The organism is Pseudomonas fluorescens, assembly GCF_902497785.1.
GTDB classification, from domain to species: Bacteria; Pseudomonadota; Gammaproteobacteria; order Pseudomonadales; family Pseudomonadaceae; genus Aquipseudomonas; species Aquipseudomonas fluorescens_BO.
Genome location: NZ_CABVHK010000019.1, coordinates 24,633 through 42,352, shown reverse-complemented (window position 1 = coordinate 42,352; position 17,720 = coordinate 24,633). Strand labels below are relative to the sequence as shown.

Annotated in this window: 18 protein-coding genes; 11 read left to right on the top strand and 7 right to left on the bottom strand. The window is 58.8% G+C overall.

Annotation, left to right across the window (positions count from 1 at the left end; all coding sequences use genetic code 11):
• Positions 1 to 65 precede the first annotated feature (65 nt).
• Both F8N62_RS25140 and F8N62_RS25135 read left to right on the top strand, forming a co-directional pair.
• On the top strand, positions 66 to 857 hold the full coding sequence (locus F8N62_RS25140) for a hypothetical protein (RefSeq protein WP_150713205.1): 792 nt from the start codon (positions 66 to 68) through the stop codon (positions 855 to 857).
• Between the two features lie 91 nt (positions 858 to 948).
• The gene (locus tag F8N62_RS25135; protein ID WP_150713204.1) at positions 949 to 1,515 is read left to right on the top strand and encodes a hypothetical protein; all 567 of its coding nucleotides are present in this window, start codon (positions 949 to 951) and stop codon (positions 1,513 to 1,515) included.
• A 3-nt stretch (positions 1,516 to 1,518) separates the two neighbouring features.
• Here F8N62_RS25135 and F8N62_RS25130 read toward each other — a convergent pair whose 3' ends face one another.
• From F8N62_RS25130 to F8N62_RS25115, 4 genes are all read right to left on the bottom strand, one after another.
• Positions 1,519 to 2,235 (bottom strand): alpha/beta hydrolase, encoded by a 717-nt coding sequence (locus F8N62_RS25130; protein WP_150713203.1) that lies wholly within the window; start codon positions 2,233 to 2,235, stop codon positions 1,519 to 1,521.
• A gap of 183 nt (positions 2,236 to 2,418) precedes the next feature.
• Positions 2,419 to 3,531 carry a M14 family metallopeptidase gene (locus F8N62_RS25125; RefSeq protein ID WP_150713202.1) on the bottom strand — a complete coding sequence of 371 codons (1,113 nt, stop codon included), beginning with the start codon at positions 3,529 to 3,531 and terminating at the stop codon, positions 2,419 to 2,421.
• A gap of 182 nt (positions 3,532 to 3,713) precedes the next feature.
• On the bottom strand, positions 3,714 to 4,493 hold the full coding sequence (locus F8N62_RS25120) for an ABC transporter substrate-binding protein (protein ID WP_150713201.1): 780 nt from the start codon (positions 4,491 to 4,493) through the stop codon (positions 3,714 to 3,716).
• A gap of 222 nt (positions 4,494 to 4,715) precedes the next feature.
• Entirely contained in the window at positions 4,716 to 5,150 is a 435-nt protein-coding gene (locus F8N62_RS25115) for a rhodanese-like domain-containing protein (protein ID WP_150713200.1), read from the bottom strand.
• Between the two features lie 101 nt (positions 5,151 to 5,251).
• Between F8N62_RS25115 and ftrA the strand changes: the two genes are divergently transcribed.
• Positions 5,252 to 6,226 (top strand): transcriptional regulator FtrA, encoded by a 975-nt coding sequence (gene ftrA / locus F8N62_RS25110; protein ID WP_150713199.1) that lies wholly within the window; start codon positions 5,252 to 5,254, stop codon positions 6,224 to 6,226.
• Positions 6,227 to 6,340: 114 nt separating this feature from the next.
• On the opposite strand, the gene cobF is transcribed toward ftrA, so the two are convergent.
• Positions 6,341 to 7,096, bottom strand: coding sequence for a precorrin-6A synthase (deacetylating) (cobF, locus tag F8N62_RS25105; protein ID WP_150713198.1), 756 nt, complete (start codon positions 7,094 to 7,096; stop codon positions 6,341 to 6,343).
• On the bottom strand, positions 7,096 to 7,668 hold the full coding sequence (locus F8N62_RS25100; protein ID WP_150713197.1) for a histidine phosphatase family protein: 573 nt from the start codon (positions 7,666 to 7,668) through the stop codon (positions 7,096 to 7,098). The genes cobF and F8N62_RS25100 overlap by 1 nt, the downstream gene beginning before the upstream one ends.
• A 544-nt stretch (positions 7,669 to 8,212) precedes the next feature.
• On the opposite strand from F8N62_RS25100, the gene F8N62_RS25095 reads away from it, so the two are divergent.
• From F8N62_RS25095 to F8N62_RS25070, 6 genes are all read left to right on the top strand, one after another.
• The gene (locus F8N62_RS25095) at positions 8,213 to 9,229 is read left to right on the top strand and encodes an arginine N-succinyltransferase (RefSeq protein WP_150713196.1); all 1,017 of its coding nucleotides are present in this window, start codon (positions 8,213 to 8,215) and stop codon (positions 9,227 to 9,229) included.
• 55 nt (positions 9,230 to 9,284) lie between these two features.
• On the top strand, positions 9,285 to 10,319 hold the full coding sequence (gene astA, locus F8N62_RS25090) for an arginine N-succinyltransferase (protein WP_150713195.1): 1,035 nt from the start codon (positions 9,285 to 9,287) through the stop codon (positions 10,317 to 10,319).
• 558 nt (positions 10,320 to 10,877) lie between these two features.
• A complete protein-coding gene (locus F8N62_RS25080) occupies positions 10,878 to 11,747 on the top strand; it encodes an isocitrate lyase/PEP mutase family protein (RefSeq protein WP_150713193.1) in 870 nt (289 codons plus the stop codon).
• A gap of 318 nt (positions 11,748 to 12,065) precedes the next feature.
• Positions 12,066 to 12,239, top strand: a complete 174-nt coding sequence (locus F8N62_RS31585) for a hypothetical protein (RefSeq protein ID WP_191632438.1) — start codon at positions 12,066 to 12,068, stop codon at positions 12,237 to 12,239.
• Positions 12,240 to 12,370: 131 nt separating this feature from the next.
• Positions 12,371 to 13,150, top strand: a complete 780-nt coding sequence (locus F8N62_RS25075) for a hypothetical protein (RefSeq protein ID WP_150713192.1) — start codon at positions 12,371 to 12,373, stop codon at positions 13,148 to 13,150.
• Positions 13,147 to 13,803, top strand: coding sequence for a transposase (locus F8N62_RS25070; RefSeq protein WP_150713191.1), 657 nt, complete (start codon positions 13,147 to 13,149; stop codon positions 13,801 to 13,803). The genes F8N62_RS25075 and F8N62_RS25070 overlap by 4 nt, the downstream gene beginning before the upstream one ends.
• 114 nt (positions 13,804 to 13,917) lie before the next feature.
• Here F8N62_RS25070 and F8N62_RS25065 read toward each other — a convergent pair whose 3' ends face one another.
• Positions 13,918 to 14,991, bottom strand: coding sequence for a diguanylate cyclase (locus F8N62_RS25065; protein WP_150713190.1), 1,074 nt, complete (start codon positions 14,989 to 14,991; stop codon positions 13,918 to 13,920).
• Positions 14,992 to 15,183: 192 nt separating this feature from the next.
• Between F8N62_RS25065 and F8N62_RS25060 the strand changes: the two genes are divergently transcribed.
• Together F8N62_RS25060 and F8N62_RS25055 are read left to right on the top strand one after the other, a co-directional pair.
• Positions 15,184 to 16,638, top strand: coding sequence for a flavin-containing monooxygenase (locus tag F8N62_RS25060; protein ID WP_150713189.1), 1,455 nt, complete (start codon positions 15,184 to 15,186; stop codon positions 16,636 to 16,638).
• A gap of 22 nt (positions 16,639 to 16,660) precedes the next feature.
• Positions 16,661 to 17,617, top strand: a complete 957-nt coding sequence (locus F8N62_RS25055; RefSeq protein ID WP_150713188.1) for an alpha/beta fold hydrolase — start codon at positions 16,661 to 16,663, stop codon at positions 17,615 to 17,617.
• Positions 17,618 to 17,720: the final 103 nt, after the last annotated feature.

Sequence of the window (17,720 nt, the reverse complement as noted above, 5' to 3'; positions counted from 1 at the left end):
ATCGCTAAAGCAATCCACTGCATCCGATGCTAACGTTGCCACCTCAATCAGGTCGAGGTGCGCGCGTGCTGCTGCTCAAACTGCTGGTCATTCCCGGGTTTCTGTTGCTGATTTCCCTGGCGGGCAAACGCTGGGGGCCGAGTGTGGCCGGTTGGCTGTCGGGGTTGCCGGTGGTGGTCGGGCCGATTCTGTTCTTCCTCGCCATCGAACAGGGCGAGGTGTTTGCCGCGCAATCGGCGACGGCAGCGTTATCCGCAATGTTTGCGATGATCGCCTTCTGCGTGACCTATGCCCAGGTCGCACAACGAACGGGATGGCCGTGGGCGTTGACGATTTCGCTGCTGGTCTGGGCGACCGCCGCCGTTGTGCTGTCGCTGATCCCGCCGTCGCTGGTGTTCTCGGTGCTTGCTGCGGCGACTGCGTTGCTGGCGGCGCCCTACCTGTTTCCCAAAGTGCAGCCGATCGTTTCCGGCCCGGCGCCAAAGTCCGACAAATTATTGCTGCGCATGGTTGCAGGCGCCGTGCTGACGCTCGCGGTCACGCTGCTGGCGAGCACCGTCGGCGAACGCTGGAGCGGTTTGCTCGCGGTGTTTCCGGTGCTGGGCAGCGTGATGGCGGTGTTCTCCCAGCAAACCCGCGGCTCGGCGTTTACCGCCGCGTTGTTGCGAGCCACCGCGACGGGGATGTATTCGTTTACGGCGTTCTGCCTGGTCGTCGCGCTGACCTTGCCCGGCATCGGGCTGGCCGCGTTCGGCCTCGGTGTCGCGGTGTCCGTGGCGATGCTCGGGGTGACCAGGCGCCTGCTGGCCAAGCCGGCGCAAACGCCGACCACCCGTTCAACTATTTCGAACGAGTAGAATCAGGCGCAGTAAGCCTGTAGAAGCTGCTACAGATTGCGATCCATGGGATGATCGCCCTTGAAGCGTGATCATCCCTGGAGATTTGCGAATGTCGCTGTTGAGTAAAAAAGCCGTCGTCCTGCTGCTGGCAGCGGTTGCCAGCCTGGGGGCTTTGAATGCCTATGCCGCCAAGGCCACCGACACGGGCCCGGCGCCAAAAATTTCGATGCTGGGTGGCAAGTTCACATTCACCCTGCCCAAGGGCTTTGTCGCCAATCCACTGCCGGCGGACTCGACCGGTGCGAGTGGCACGATGTACACCAACGAAACCACGAAAACCGTGGTGATCGCCGCTGAAAACACGGTGCCCGGCGGCGCCAATGTCAAAGACAACGACGGTGAATTCCTCGACGCCACAGCCGCCGACTTCGCCACCCAACAAGCCAAGGCGCTGCCGGATTTCACCAAACTCAGTGAAAAAAGCCTGACCCAGAAAGGCACCGGCCTGGGCCTGCGCCAGATCGACAGCATCGCCACCCAGGGCGGCGGCAAGACCCTCGACACCACGCTGATGGCTGCTTCCGGCACGCGCATGGCGCTGGTTCAAGTGATTTCCCGTCTCAGCGACAATGCCGGCCACGATGCGCTGGTTAAACAGATCGTCAGCGGCAAGTGAGATTCAGGGGTTGAGCCGCTGCAACCAGGCGCTCAGGTCCTGCATTTCGACGGCGCTGATGCTGTGCCCGACGCCGGGGTAGGCATGAAACTCAGGCTTGAGTGACAGGCTCTGCAACAGGCTGTTCGCTTCGGTGCCATCGTTGAATGGCAGGCGTTTGTCCGCCGTGCCATGGCCGATGAAAATCGCCAGTTTCTGGCGTTTTTCATCCGGTTTGAGTTCGGACTTGAGCACCGGCAGAATCCGCCCGCTCAACGCAGCAATCCCGCCCACAGCCTCGGGATGACGCAGCGCCAGCTCGTAGGACATGATCGCGCCCTGACTGAAACCCACCAGGAAAACCTTGTTCGGTGCTGTGTGATATTTCTTCGCAGCCTGTGCGACGAAATCCAGCAACACTTGGCCGCTTGCCTTCAGATCCTCCGTCTCGCCGTTGTAGGTACCTTGGCCTTTTTGGCGAAACCACTGATAGCTGCCCTCTTCCATCACCATGGGTGCGCGCACCGACAGGTAGGTGTACGGGGCCGGCAACTCATCCTTGATGCCGAACAGGTCCTGCTCGTTGCTGCCGTAGCCGTGGAGGAAAATCACCAAGGGTTGCTGGACCGATTTAGGGTTGGCCTGCTCCAGGTAGTTGAGCGGCAGATCGGTGTGCAGCGGGGATTGGGCATGGACGGCGGCGGACGCCAGGAGAGTCAGCAGTGCGAAAACCTTTAACATAAACCTTCCTTCGAAAAGCGCAGGATTCGGGGGAGAGCCTAACACTGTGAACTTGCCGGTGGATTTTCGGTGCTGCTGATGCCGCCTTCGCGAGCAAGCTCGCTCCCACAGGGAACTCCGGCGTTTACACACTCCCTGTGGGAGCGGGCTTGCCCGCGATGGGGTCCTGTCAGACACCGACGATTAATCGTTGATCAACTTGCCAACCCGAATCGGCTCACGCCCCGCGACTTTCGCCTGCCACGTCCCCGGCTGGGTGTAGCGCCCACGATCTATCGCAAACAACACGCCACTGGTGCCGGCGCGCACGGTGGTCACCCGGTCGTTCAACGGGTCAACCACTTCAAACAGCGCGTCACCCTGCTCCACCCATTCCCCGGCTTCCCGCAGGAAACTGACCACGCCGTGATGCGGTGCAAACAGGTATTGCGTGCCTTCGAACGGCATGCCTTCACAACATTCACTCGGTGCCGCCGGCCAGCTGCCTTTGATGAAGCCCTGCTCGGCGAGGAACCCGAGAATCGCTTCGCAATTGGCCTGGGCCTGATCAACCCGGGTATCGCCCATGCTGCCCAGCTCTAGCGTCGTTGCCAGATTGGCCGGTGGGATCGCCGCCTCGGGGAACGCCCTGGCCAGCCGCAGCCAGGGCGCAGAACAGGATTCGTCGAACGAGCTACCACCAGAATCCTCACACAACAGCGCCACACCCGCCTTCAAACGCGCCGCCAGGGATTTCCACTGCGGCCAATGTTGTGGCAAGGCGTAAAGGTGAATCGCCGCATCGAAATCGCAATGCAGATCGAGGGTGATGTCAGCGTCGCAGGCGTGACGCAACAGCAAACGGTGCATGGCTTCGAGCTGCGACGCAGGGGCCGGCAAACCGTCGAGCACCTGGCCCATCGCCTGACGAATCAGCGCGATATTGGCCTGGGCATCGGCGCCCAATTGATTGCCGATCAGCTCGCCCACCGGCGCGCCGAGCTCGACAAAGGAGCGGTTGAAATTCTTGCCGCTGCCGAGTTCGAAGCGGCCCATGTGGCTGCCTTGCAGGTGCTGATCGAGGCCAATCGGGTTGGCCACCGGCACCAGTTCGATCACGCCTTGCAACTGGCCCTGGATTTCGAGTTCGCCCAGGCGCTGCTTCAGTTCCCACGCCGTGCGCATGCCGGGCAGTTCGTCAGCGTGCAGGCTCGCCTGGATGTAAACCTTGCGCGTGCCCGCACCGTAACGAAACACGCTGAGGGTGCGCTCGGTGCCCAGATGGCTCCACGGCAGAGGATGGTCGATGCGTTGCATGGGAATACTCCGATGTCTCTGTAGGAGCTGCCGCAGGCTGCGATCTTTTGATCTTGCTTAAAAAAGTCAAAAGATCGCAGCCTGCGGCAGCTCCTACACGGAAATGTGGTTGGCAAAATAAATTATGAGCAAAAAAAAAGTGGCAACCGCATCAACGGTTGCCACTTTTTCACGCGGCTGAATTACTCGCCGTAAACATCGAACGCGAAGTACTTGTCCTGCACTTGCTTGTACTTGCCGTTGGCGCGAATTTCAGTGATGGCGGTGTTGAATTTGTCCGCCAGCTCTTTATCACCCTTGCGCACTGCGATACCCGCACCGCCGCCGAAGTACTTGGCGTCTTCGTAGGTCGGGCCAACAAATGCGAAGCCTTTGCCCGCGTCGGTTTTCAGGAAACCGTCGTCGAGGGTGACCGAGTCGGCCAGCGTCGCGTCGAGGCGGCCGGAGACCATGTCCAGGTTGGCTTCCTGCTGGGAGCCGTAACGCACCAGAACGATGCCGGCCGGTTGCAGCACTTCAGTGGCGAAGCGGTCGTGGGTACTGGCGCGCAGCACACCGACTTTCTTGCCCTTGAGCTCGGTCAGCGGGTCTTTAACGTCGCTGCCGGCCTTCATCACGAAGCGCGCCGGCGTGTGGTAATACTTGATGGTGAAGTCGACGTTCTTTTTACGATCGTCAGTGATGGTCATGGACGACAGGATCGCGTCGATTTTCTTGACCTTCAGCGCCGGGATCAGGCCGTCGAACTCTTGCTCGACCCACGTACATTTCACTTTCATCTGTTCGCACAGCGCGTCGCCGATATCGACATCGAAACCGGTGAGTTTGCCGTCAGGGGTTTTCATCGAGAATGGCGGGTAACCGGCTTCGATACCGATGCGGATCGGCTTGGCGTCATCGGCCACAGCAGTCAGGGACAACATCGACAGTGCCAGGGCACCGAACATCACTAGCTTCTTCATTTATAACTCCTGTTGGCGGAGGCTTTTATTGGCAGCGTTCGATTGGTAGCTTTCGGTCAGCGCTTTTTTATTGGACAAAACCGAAGTGGCGGGCAGTCTAGAGCGGCTGTAGACGGGCAAGCAAGCGGCAAGGTCAAAAGATCGCAGCCTGCGGCATCTCCTACAGAAGAATGCATTTCTCTGTAGGAGCTGCCGCAGGCTGCGATCTTTTTTCAACTCACCTCAACATTCGCAACCCATCACTCCATTGGCCGATCGCGGCGCTGGCGTACGCAACTCGAACCCTTCATCCAGCCACCCGGTCACCCCGCCGATCATTTCCTTGACCGGATAACCCAGCGCCGCCAGCTTCACCGCGGCCTTGTTGGCGCCGTTGCAGTGGGGGCCGGCGCAATACACCACGAACAGTGTGGACGTCCCGTAGCCCGCCAGCCCTTCAGCCGTCAGCAATCGCCCCGGAAAATTGATTGCGCCCGGCACGTGGCCGCGCTCGAACGCCAGCGGCCCGCGCACATCCACCAGCACAAAATCCACGTCACCCGCCTGCTGGCTGCCGTAGACGTCGGAACAATCGGTTTCAAAGGTCAGACGGTTGCTGAAATGCATCAGGGCAATCGCCGAGGGGGCGGCGGGAATCGTGCGGACCAGGCTGGTCATGGGCTGTACTCCAAAGTCTTGTTGGGTGTGAGAAGACTTTATCCGCCGCTCGCTTGCCGCTACAGTGGCGCACAAGACACTGACCGGGAACTTTCCGCCAAATGCAGCCCACCCCTGGATTGGTCGCCATTCTGGCCTACGACGGCCTGTGCACTTTCGAGTTCGGCATTGCCGTGGAGATCTTCGGTCTGGCGCGCCCGGAGTTCGATTTCCCGTGGTACGAACACCGGATCGCCGCCGTGGATCAAGGGCCGATGCGCGCCATGGGCGGGATTCAAGTGCTGGCCGATGGTGGCCTGGAATTGCTCGCTGATGCGCGGACCATCATCATTCCCGGCTGGCGCGATCGCAGCGCCCCGGTGCCTGAAGCGTTGATCACCGCCCTGCGTCAGGCCCATGCGCGCGGTGCGCGGCTGCTGTCGATCTGCTCCGGCGTGTTTGTGCTGGCGGCGACGGGTTTGCTCGACGGTCACGGCGCCACCACGCATTGGCGTTACGCCTCGGAACTGGCTGAACGTTTCCCGAATATCCTAGTGGACCCGGACGTGCTCTACGTCGATTCGGGCCAACTGATCACCTCGGCGGGCAGCGCCGCCGGCATTGATGCCTGCCTGCACCTGGTGACGCGCGATTTCGGTACGCAAGTGGCCAACGCCGTGGCGCGGCGACTGGTCATGGCGCCGCAACGCACCGGCGGTCAGGCGCAGTTCATTCCGACACCGCTCAGTCCTGTACCGCGCAGCGACCTGTCACGCGTCATGCAATGGGTCCGGGAGCGCTTGCATGAACCGCTGGAGGTTCGCGACCTCGCCAGCGAGGCGGCCATGAGTGAGCGGACTTTCCTGCGCCGGTTTATTGAAGCGACCGGAATGCCGCCCAAGGCGTGGTTGCAGCATGAGCGGCTGGCCAGGGCCCGTGAGTTGCTGGAGAGCACGAGCCAGAACACCGAGCAGATTGCCGAACGCTGCGGTTATCGCTCGGTGGAAAGTTTCCGGGTGGCGTTTCGCAATGTGGTGGGCGTGCCACCGTCGGTGTATCGGGAGCGATTTGGGCGTGGGGTCAAAGCGATTATGTGAGGTGTCTTCGCCAGCCCTTTCGCGAGCAGGCTCGCTCCCACAATAGATCTTCAGTGTTGCAGAATCCTGTGGGAGCGAGCCTGCTCGCGAAGGCCGGCGCAGACACCAATGCATTCACGGCTTGCGCAACAGATAGGTATCCATAATCCACCCATTGGCCAACCGCGCCGCCTTGCGCACCCGTTCGATCTCATCCGCCACATCCTTGAGCGTGCCGCTGATGAGTATTTCATCCGGCGTCCCCAAGTAAGCCCCCCAGTAAATCTCTGTCAGCGGATCAGCCACATGCTGGTAGGAATCTTGCGCATCGAGCATTACCACCAGGCTGTCGGCATCGCTCACCTGCCCGGCCGCCAACCGCCGGCCGGTGGTGATTTCAATCGAGCGACCGATGCGATTCAGCGGTACTTTATGCTGCGCCGCCAAGGCCTGAACGCTGGTGATACCCGGGATCACTTCAAACTCGAAGGCGCATCGGCCTGACGCCAGAATCGCCTGCAAAATCCGCAGGGTGCTGTCATACAACGCCGGATCGCCCCACACCAGAAAACCACCGCACTGGCCGTCGGACAATTCCTCGTTGATCAAGCGTTCAAAGGTCAGCTGCTTGGCGAGGTTCAGATCTTCCACACTGGCCTTGTAGTCCACATCGCCGCGCTCGCGCTCAGGGCAGTCGGCTTCAACAAAGCGGTAGTCGTGATCGGTGATGTAGCGCGAACAAATCTCGCGACGCAGATCGATCAGCTGGTTTTTGCTCTGGCCTTTGTCCATGAGAAAAAAAACGTCAACGATGTTTAATGCCTTCACGGCCTGCATCGTGACGTAGTCAGGGTTGCCGGCACCGATGCCGATGATCATCAGCTTTTTCATCAACATGTTTCCTCGCGGCCAGTGCCTGTCAAACGCAAGCGCCAGCGACCGTTGAATCGCAATTCGATGACGCCGAGCGGCTCGACGTCGATCAGGTTGGACACCGGGCTTTGCAGCACATGAGCCAGGGCGGCGCGGATTACAAATGGATGGGTGACCGCCACAACATGCCCCGGTGTGGCTTGCAACGTTGCCAGCCAGGCGGTGACCCGTACTTGAACGTGCGCCACCGACTCGCCACCGTGGGGTGCAGAACACGGATCATCGAGCCAGGCCTGCAGCGTCTCGGGTTCGCTCTTCTGCAGGTCGTCAATTCGCTTGCCGTTCCAGCGTCCGAAGTCGCAATCTCGCAGAGCTTCGTTTATTTCAACGTCGGTCCCTAACAGCTCGGCGGTTTGCCGCGTGCGCTGTTCCGGACCGCAAACCAGACGTGGTGTCCCCGTAAACCTGGAGCGAAGGGAACCCTTCGTCGATTGCCAATCCATCTCCACAGGCTCATCCGTAGGAAAGCGCGCCAGTTTCTGTGCGACGGTTCGAGCGTGGCACATCAGAGTCAAACGGGTCGCCTGCACGAAAGCTCACTCATTCAATGGAAAAAAACAGCGTAAAACCACGCCGAACCGTCCAATTGTGCCGTAAGAAACGCGATGGCGGGCGTTTCGTTTTCCTCGCTAAACACGCATTAAGTCTGAAAAGCGGCTATGTCCGACAACCTTGTCAGCGAGAACCTACAAAACTGATCGACATCCGCGTAGCCCCCGGCAGACGGGCATTTCGTCGCATTTGAGGGCGGAAACGACTGCACAAAAATTCACTAGACATGAGGCGCGGGTTAAATAAATACTGCGCCAACGGATTATGCAATCTAAACACCCCATCCAGCAGGAGCCCGGATGCCCTTTCCCAGCCACACCGACTACCACCCAAGCCCCCGAAACCCCGACCGGCCGGTCAATACATCGTGCCGCCGTCACAATGTTGTCCCGAGTAACAGCTGACTAAAAAAAGAGCGACGCCGGAAAACCAGTCCAGCGACCGCCGATGCAATGCGTGGAAACCGACAGTGATAGTCAGGTTCGAGCCAACCGCCGAGCCCTTTGATACAGGAGTGCATCCATGCTGGTCTTACGCCCAGTGGAGTTAACTGACCTGCCGCAGTTGCAGCGACTGGCGCGCGAAAGCCTGGTCGGGGTCACATCCTTGCCAGACGACACCGAACGCCTGCGTGAACGGATCCTCGATTCCTGCGATTCATTGGGTAAAGACGTCCAGGGGCATGGTCCGGAAAATTACTTCTTCGTGCTGGAGGACCTGACGAACCAGCGCCTGGCGGGCTGTTCGGAAATCCTGGCCACCGCCGGCTTCAACGAACCCTTCTACAGTCTGCGCAACCGCCACTTCACCAGTGCCTCGCGAGAACTGAACATCGAGCACGGTGTGCCAGCGTTGTCGTTGTGCCACGATCTCAGCGGCCACACGCTGCTGCGGGGTTTTCACATCGATACGGCGCTGGTGGGCACTCCGTCTGCCGAATTGCTGTCGCGCGCGCGACTGATGTTTATCGCTGCCCACACCGGACGCTTTGCCGAAGCGGTGATCACCGAAATCGTCGGCTACAGCGACGAACAAGGGCGGTCACCGTTCTGGGATGCGCTGGGCAAGCACTTCTTCGACCTGCCCTACCCCGAGGCGGAGCGCCTGTGCGGACTCGAGAGCAGGACGTTCCTCGCCGAATTGATGCCGCACTACCCGATCTATGTGCCCATGCTGTCCCAAGCGGCGCAAGACTGTATCGGCCGGATCCACCCCGAGGGTCAGGAGGCATTCGATATCCTTGAACGCGAGGGCTTCGAGACCAACAGCTACATCGATCTGTTCGACGGGGGGCCGACCTTGTATGCACGTCTCGCCAACATTCGCTCCATCGCCCAGAGCGAAATCGCCGAGGTGACGCCGGTCGACGCCATCGATGCCCGCGGCCGCTATCTGGTGAGCAACGATTCACTGAAGGACTTTCGCGCCATCGTCGCCGATCTGGATTACAACCCTGGGCGACCTGTGGCCTTGAGCGCCAAGATGTGTACCGCCCTGAACGTGACCGACGGTGGCCCCGTCCGGGTGATCGCCCTGTGAGTTTTATCCCGCCCCGTGCCCGCCGAACGCGCCAGCCCGTAGAAGGAACAGCATCATGATCGTCCGCCCGGTTCACGTCACCGACTTGCCCGCCCTGCTGGCGCTGGTGCGGGAAGCCGGCCCGGGGTTCACCACCCTGCCGGCCAACGAGGACCGTCTGGCCCACCGGGTGCGCTGGGCACAAAGAACCTTCGCCGAACAGGTCGAACGCGCCGACGCCGACTACCTGTTCGTGCTCGAAGATGACGATCAGCAAGTGGTGGGTGTCAGCGCCCTGACGGGGGCCGTGGGTTTGCGCGAGCCCTGGTACAACTATCGGGTCGGGCTGACGGTCAGCTCCTCACCGGACCTGGGCATTCAGCGGCAGATTCCCACACTGTTTCTGAACAACGAAATGACCGGGCAATCGGAAATCTGCTCGCTGTTTTTGCGACCCGATCAACGTCAGGGCAGTAATGGACGATTGCTGTCGCTGGGACGTTTGCTGTTCGTGGCCGAATTTGCGCACCTGTTTGGCGAAAAACTGATCGCCGAACTGCGCGGCAGCGCCGATGAAAATGGCTGCTCACCCTTCTGGGACAGCCTTGGGCGGCACTTCTTCAAGATGGAGTTCAGCCATGCCGATCATTTGTCGGGGCTGGGCAGCAAATCCTTCATCGCCGAACTGATGCCACGCCAACCGCTTTACACCTGCCTGCTGACCGAACAAGCCCAGGCGGTCATCGGCAAGGCGCACTCGAACACCGAGCCGGCATTAAAAATCCTGACCGCCGAAGGTTTCACTCACAAGGGTTACATCGACATCTTCGACGCCGGCCCGGTGATAGAAGCCCCCCTGTCAAACATTCGCACGGTGCGCGACAGTCAACCCTTGGCGCTTGCCATCGGCGTGCCAGACGACCAGTCTCCGGTCTGGCTGATTCACAACCGCCGACTGGAAAACTGCCGAATCACCGCCGCTCCGGCCAGACGGGTGGGCAACAGCCTGATTGTCGACCGCCTGACTGCCAAACGCCTGCAACTGCAACCCGGTGACTCGGTCCGCGCAGTGCCCCTGCTCAATCAGCAAAGGCAGGCTGTAGCCGCGTAACGGGCACCGCCCGAAAACATTCAATAACAACTCACTATAAAAACTAACAACTCCCGAATTGCCTGCAAGGAGCCCCCTCCCCATACTCAAAGTCTCAATTAAATCAATACAACGAGACAGTGCAATGCCACATGCAACTTCCAACTGGACCAACACCCCTCTCTTTTGCGCAAAAACGGACATCCTCAATACGGCTACGCAAAAGGCACACACTATTGATTGTTGGGGCGCAACGCCTCGACTGAATATCGGAAATATCCACGAGATAAAAAAATACTGGCAGCTGGCGGAAACACAACATACGCCTCAGCCGATAAGCTCGAATACTGCGTTACCAGCACACGCCTGAAAACGTGCGCGTCGATCACATCATGCAGGCTGTGGACGGCCCCGATCTGCAGCCTTGTTTGTGAGCCTGGTGGCCGTACCTGTCATCAGACCTTGCGGCCCAGAAAATTCGTCATCATTGTTTCCCCCTCCGCGTGATAGCCTTTTGTATCTTCGGCGTTGACACTCTTGCTCAAGCCATTCCATTCCCATTGCATTGGTGGAACTCACATGTCCAGGCTGTCACATCAGGATTTACGCCGTCATTTCCGCGAGCTGTTCGCTTCCAACACCTGCTATCACACAGCGTCGGTCTTCGACCCGATGTCGGCACGGATCGCCGGAGACCTGGGTTTTGAAGTGGGTATCCTGGGCGGGTCGGTCGCCTCGCTGCAGGTACTCGGCGCTCCCGATTTCGCCCTGATCACCCTCAGCGAATTCGCTGAGCAAGCCACCCGCATCGGCCGCGTCGCCCAATTGCCGGTCATTGCCGACGCCGACCACGGCTACGGCAACGCACTCAACGTCATGCGTACCATCGTCGAACTCGAACGTGCGGGCATCGCTGCGCTGACCATCGAAGATACGCTGCTGCCCGCTCAGTTCGGCCGCAAGTCCACCGACCTGATCAGCGTGGCCGAAGGTGTCGGCAAGATTCGCGCAGGGCTGGAAGCCCGGGTCGATTCAGAGATGGCAGTCATTGCCCGCACCAACGCAGGGATCCTGCCGGTTCAGAAAGTGATCAGCCGCACCCGGCAATACCAGGCCGCCGGTGCCGACGGGATCTGCATGGTGGGCGTGCGCGACTTCGATCACCTCGAACAGATTGCAGAGCATTTGAGCGTGCCGCTGATGCTGGTCACCTACGGCAATCCGCTGCTGCGCGACGACAAACGCCTGGCCGAACTTGGTGTGCGCGTCACCATTGACGGGCATGGCGCCTATTTCGCTGCGATCAAGGCAACGTATGACAGCCTGCGGGAACAACGCCAGATCTTCACTCAGGCGTCGGATTTGAGCGCGACCGAGTTGACGCATACGTACACGCAACCTGAAGAGTACATTCGCTGGGCGGAAGAATTCATGAGCGTCAAGGAATGAGAACGCTCTGAGGCTGCTGCAAAAAGGCGCCTTTTGATCCGGCCGGTAGACGCAATGTCACCGGCAGGATCGCCCGGGATCGGGAGACGATCAGCTTTCACCTGTGTTTGAAAACATTACATAATCAAACAATAGAATACCAATATTTAATAACAACTATTGAGTTGCAACTAACTTGCACCCCCTCTAATCTGAAAACGCTTAAAACATATCCGATGTAGATTCGGAAATGCAAACAGCAACTTTCAAAACCATGCCACTCCTAAAAGCCCGGGCGGTTAATTGCCGCTCAAACCTAAAAACAAAAAGGAAGTATTTATGAATTACGCTACTGAAAACTGGAACAACTGCCCTTTGTTACGTGCTGGAAGCAACGTGATCAACACTCAGGCTCAGTCTGACAATGAAATCACCTGCGGCAGAGTCACAACTCGCTATAACGTGGCTAACATTCACGAAATCAAGAAAGTCTGGGACACCCTCAAAGACTAATCGATTGACCCATTAATCTTATCAGCAACTGATGCCTTTAATTACACACATAAACAACCGGCGCCAGCGGCGGCTTCAAACAGCCGCTGACGCCTGCTTATAGAACTGTAATCAAACAAACGAGGCTCCTCATGATTAAGGAAATACTCGATTCCAACCTGCCCCCCTCACACATCATCGCGCACATTCAGGCGCTTGACATGAGCGTCGAAATCAAACGTTTGGCAAACCAGCTACCCAGACAGTCAGCCCACAGTGTGGATATATCTCACAGCGCCGAGATCATGAAACTGACCAATACTCATGTCGGAAGATTGACCCTGTACAGCAACAGTCATGGCAACATCAGTCTGAAGGCGCCTGACTTCGCCCCCGCGCCTGAACAGCTCTATTCTGTTCCCGGAAACAGCATCTTGTTTGCTATCGATGCGCAGTCGTTTCCGATCCAGCTTTATCAATGTGAAGGCGACCATCTGACTCCCGGGGAGCTGATCGTCGTGGACGCCAGCAACCCGTTGTTCATAAACGGCACCAAGGACCTGTACGACTCCAATCCGTACGGCACCGGCCATCCCGCGTTTATTGGCAGCCTCAATTTCCCGGACTCGATCGCGGACATCAGCGTTTTCAATCGCGAGTCACTGCAAAAAACTGCCTGGTTCCCCCATGACGATAGCGCCGCCCGCTATCTCGTCAGCCTGGAATTGCTCGAAGCAACCCACGACCCCGGAGCCGGCAAAGTGGCTGAAGAGCTGATATATCACTACCACCCGGCTGTTGCCTGGAAGGCCTTTCAAATAATTCATCTGGACAATGCCGACACTGCGCTGGGTTATGCCCCCCTCCTGAGGAAGCTGCAAAACACCCGTCTCAATGATTTGCTGGACCAGCACATGAGTGAAATGGCATGAAACTGAAAACCTTTATCGAACGCATGGACTCCTACGACCTGGATCATGACAAACCAGCCATCATTGCTGATCTGCGTGAACTTGCGACAAACAGGACGTTGTTAAGTGAGCACCTTTACAACACGATCCAGCGTGACGGCTACAGCACCAAAAACAGTTTGTACAACGCCTACGCGTTTGTGCTGTATTACACAGATGCCTACTCTATTCGGCTCGGGTTCTGGGCGCCTGTTTCCAGTCAGGATGAAAGAGAAACTTTTATCTATGATCTGAACCATACCCATGATTTCGAAATTTACGCAGTGCATTACAGCGGCGATGGCTACACCACCATAAAACGCAAGATTCTAACCCGGCTGCCACTCAGCGCCGGAGTTCGTCCTCCTTTAGGCGAAGAAACAATCCAGAAACTGGCACCGGGAGAAGTACTGCATATGGAACCCTTTTACGAAGTGCACAGTCAGCTACCGCCGCAATGCTTGTCCTCTTCACTGAGCGTAGTCATCCATGCGCCCGTGTTAACCGAGGGCGCCCAGGCCTGGTGTTTCGACGAAGACTATTTGCCGACCCATCCGGGTATCGCGACGGGGGAGATAGCCTTTTATGAACAGACGTTGTCGCAGTTGAATGGGGAGTGGCAACCGTCTAAATGAACAACCGGAACAGCATCGGGTATCGACATCCGCAGACAGGCTCGCACACTAATAATGAATCACACGGCCCTTTCGCGAGCTGGCTCGCTCCCACATAGGTATTGGTTCGGGCTTTCAGACCGGGTCGAGCAGTTCGACACGGGGCTTGCCATCACCGCTACAGATCACCCGATTGCGCCCGGTGGTCTTGGCTTCGTAAAGTGCCTGATCGGCATCGTTGAGCCACAGTGTTGCGTCAGTGTGCGCCGGATTGAACGCGGCGAGGCCAATGCTCAGGCTGACTTTCAGCGCCGGATTCTGTTCGTAACCGAGGGTGGCGAAGCGATCACGCAGGGCATCCATGACGGCAGCCGCGCTCTCGAGCGCGACGTCCGGAAGGATCACACAGAACTCGTCGCCGCCGTAACGGCCCGCCACGTCAGCCGCCCGCAGGTTCTGATTGAGCATCTTGCTCAGCTGACGCAACACAGTGTCCCCGGCGACATGGCCGTAGGTGTCGTTGATGGTTTTGAAATGGTCGATGTCGATCAACGCAATCGCCCCGCCGTGATCCCGACGTTTGCAGCGCTGGAATTCAACTTCCAGCTGATCCTTCCAGGCACCGTGGTTGAGCAGGCCGGTGAGGCTGTCGGTACGGCTCAAGGCCAGCAACTCGCGCTTGTGCCGGCCCAACGTGGTGGCTTGGCGAAAGCAGATCCAGCCCAGTGCCAGCGGATACAGACACAGCAACGGCAAACAGGCATACAGTTGCCATTGGCTGGTTTCAGGAATGAAGGTCGGCGCAAACACCACGAACCCGACGCCGATCCCGAGGATTTGCGCAACGGTCCCGGCCAACATAAAGCGCAAGCCGCCAATCGCCACGTTGTTCATCGCCATCATGGCCAGCGTTGCTGCGCTCGGCAGCGGGTTGAACTGCATCGCGGCAACCCAGAGGCCACCGAGGAAGGCATCGATCATCAGATTACGGTGTTCGGCGTGGTAGGGCACCGGTGACCGACGCGCCCATTGGTAAGCCACATGCGGCCATAAAACACCGTTGAAGAGCATCAACCCCCACACCCACGGAGCCGGGTCGAGCGGGTACATCGCGGCACCGACGCAGATCAATCCCAAGGTCAGCCCCAGGGTTCGCGAGGCGTAAAGCCTCCTGGTCAGTGAAAGTCCTTTTCCTACCGCTTTTCCCATCTGAGCCTCTGCGCCACTGAATGAAACCTGCAGACACCGGGTTTTCAGGTGTGGTGGAAGTCTAACAGGGCAACCTCAAATAGCCATCACCGGCTGGCGGGGTGAATACCAGCGTATTGCCGTCAGGCGGGCGTCGAAAGTTTGGCTATACATGAAGAGCGGGTTAATCAATAACGATAAAAAAGGAGGCCCATGCGCACTTTTCAGGTGTTGATCATCGGCAGCGGTTTTGGCGGGCAGTGCGCGGCGATCAATTTGCTCAAGGCCGGTATCGACGATTTCCGGATGCTGGAACGGCGGGAATTTTTCGGCGGCACCTGGTGCCAGAACACCTACCCCGGGGCGGCCGTTGACGTGCCCTCGCCGCTTTACTCGCTGTCCTTTGCGCCCTATCGCTGGACGCAAATGTTTGCCGATCAAGCCGAACTGCATCGCTATACCCATCACATAGTGGACCACTTCGGGTTGCGCGAACGGGTGGAACTGCAAGCCGAGGTCAAGCGCATCGAATGGGACGACGATGCCAAAGGCTGGACGGTTCACACTGCCGGCAAGGGCTCGTTCCACGCCCGGTTTCTGATTAACGCCACCGGGCCGCTGAGCCAGCCCGTGGTTCCGCACTTCGAGGGCATGGAGCGCTTTCAGGGCAGGACTTTTCATACAAACAACTGGGATCACACCTACGACTACCGGCAAAAACGCGTTGCCATCGTCGGCAGCGGCGCCAGCGCGGCCCAGGTCATACCGGCGATAGCGCCAGACGTCGACCATTTGCATGTGTTCCAGCGCACCCCGCACTGGGTGCTGCCACGGGCCGACCGCACTTTCGGCCCCTTCCAGCGTTGGCTGCTCGGCCTCAGACCGGCGTACAAACTGCTGCGCTGGCTGATTTACTGGCAATTTGAAACCAGAGTGATCGCCTTCAAGTACTCAAAACCGGCGATCCGCATGGTCCAGCAACACGCGTTGCGCTTCCTCAAACGGCAAGTGCCGGACGCCGAACTGCGACGCAAACTGACACCGGATTACGCGATCGGCTGCAAGCGGGTGATCGTTTCGAGCACCCTGTACCCGGCACTCGGCCGCCCCAATGTGACATTGCACAGCCGCGAACAGGGCATTGCGTCCATCGACGAAACCGGCATCGTCACTCAGGACGGCCGGCACATCGACCTGGACCTGATCGTCTGGTCCACCGGTTATGACGCCACCGACGGGGTGATTTCCTATCCGGTCTGCGGAAAAAACGGCAGGCAACTCAGGGATGTCTGGGCGACCTATCCCCGCGCCTACCTCGGCACCAGCCTGCCGGACTTCCCCAACCTGTTTATCGTCACTGGGCCCAACACCGGCATCGGCCATACCTCGGCGCTGTTCATCATCGAATCGCAGATGAACTACATCCTCGATTGCATTCGTACGCTAAAAAAACAGGGTTTGCGCAGCATCGAAGTTCGCCCCGAGGCAGAACGTACCTACACTGAAATGATCCACAGAGAGATGGAACGCACGGTATGGAAGTCCGGAGGCTGTCACAGCTGGTATCAAAGCAAGAGCGGTCATGTGATCGCGATGTTTCCGGGGTTCAGTTTCAGCTATCACCGCTTGACCCGGGCGCTGAAAACCGCCGACCACATTCTGTCCTGATCACGTACGAGGAAGATGCCTGATGCTTTTGCTGGTTGTCGTCATTGCGGTGTTCGTGGCCTGGAGCTGGTTGAGCTACCCGGCCATCGGTTATTGGCTCTATGACTTGAACATGGCGGCCGAGGCCAGGCTGTATCGGCTGCACAAAATCGTCGTACCGATCGCGGAAATGACCGTCTCGACCTGGCAAGGCGGGCCGTACGAAGCGTCCAGCAGCGTACTGATGCTCCACGGCTACAGCGCCGACAAAAATATCTGGTTGCGCTTCGCCCGGCATTTTGTCGGCAGTTACCGGGTGATCATCCCCGACATCGCCGGTCATGGCGAAACCGGCTTCAAGGCCGGCGGCGGTTATGACATTCCCTTGCAAGCCAAACGGATGATCCAGTTGCTCGACGTCTGCGGCGTCGAGAAAGTGCATGTAGTCGGCAACTCGATGGGCGGGTACATGGCGGCCTGGCTGGCGGCGACTTACCCGGAGCGCATTGCGTCCGTGGCCCTGATCGACCCGGCCGGCGTCACCGCGCCCGAAGCCAGCGACATGGAGCGCCACCTGGCCCGGGGTCACAACCCGTTCCTGATCCACTCACGAGAGGAATTCCGCTATTTCTACGCCATGACCATGGCGGAGCCACCCTGGGTGCCCGGCGTGGTGCTGGACGCCATTGCCCAGCGTTATGAACAGTCCAGGGACGAGCTGGAAGAAATCTTCAAAGACTTCCGCGCCAGCCCGCCGATGGAACCGAAACTGCCCGAGATCAAGTGCCCGGCCCTGTTGCTGTGGGGGCGCAAGGATCGCTTGATCGACGTCAGCAGCGTGGCGATCTGGAGCAAAGGCATCGAAGATTTGCGGGTGGAAATCTGGGACGGCATCGGGCACATGCCCATGGTCGAAGCGCCGGCGGGCACGGCGCGGTTGTATCGTGAGTTTTTGGCATCCCAGCGCCTTGAAAGCCCCCAGGATCAGCGAATGCATTGAGGATGCAGTCCTTTGCAGAATGAAGTCCGTAAGATTCTTCGTTTGTCGGCGCGCTTGAAGGCTGCGATCTTTTGCCCATCCTTTACGTCACCGCGCCAGGAAA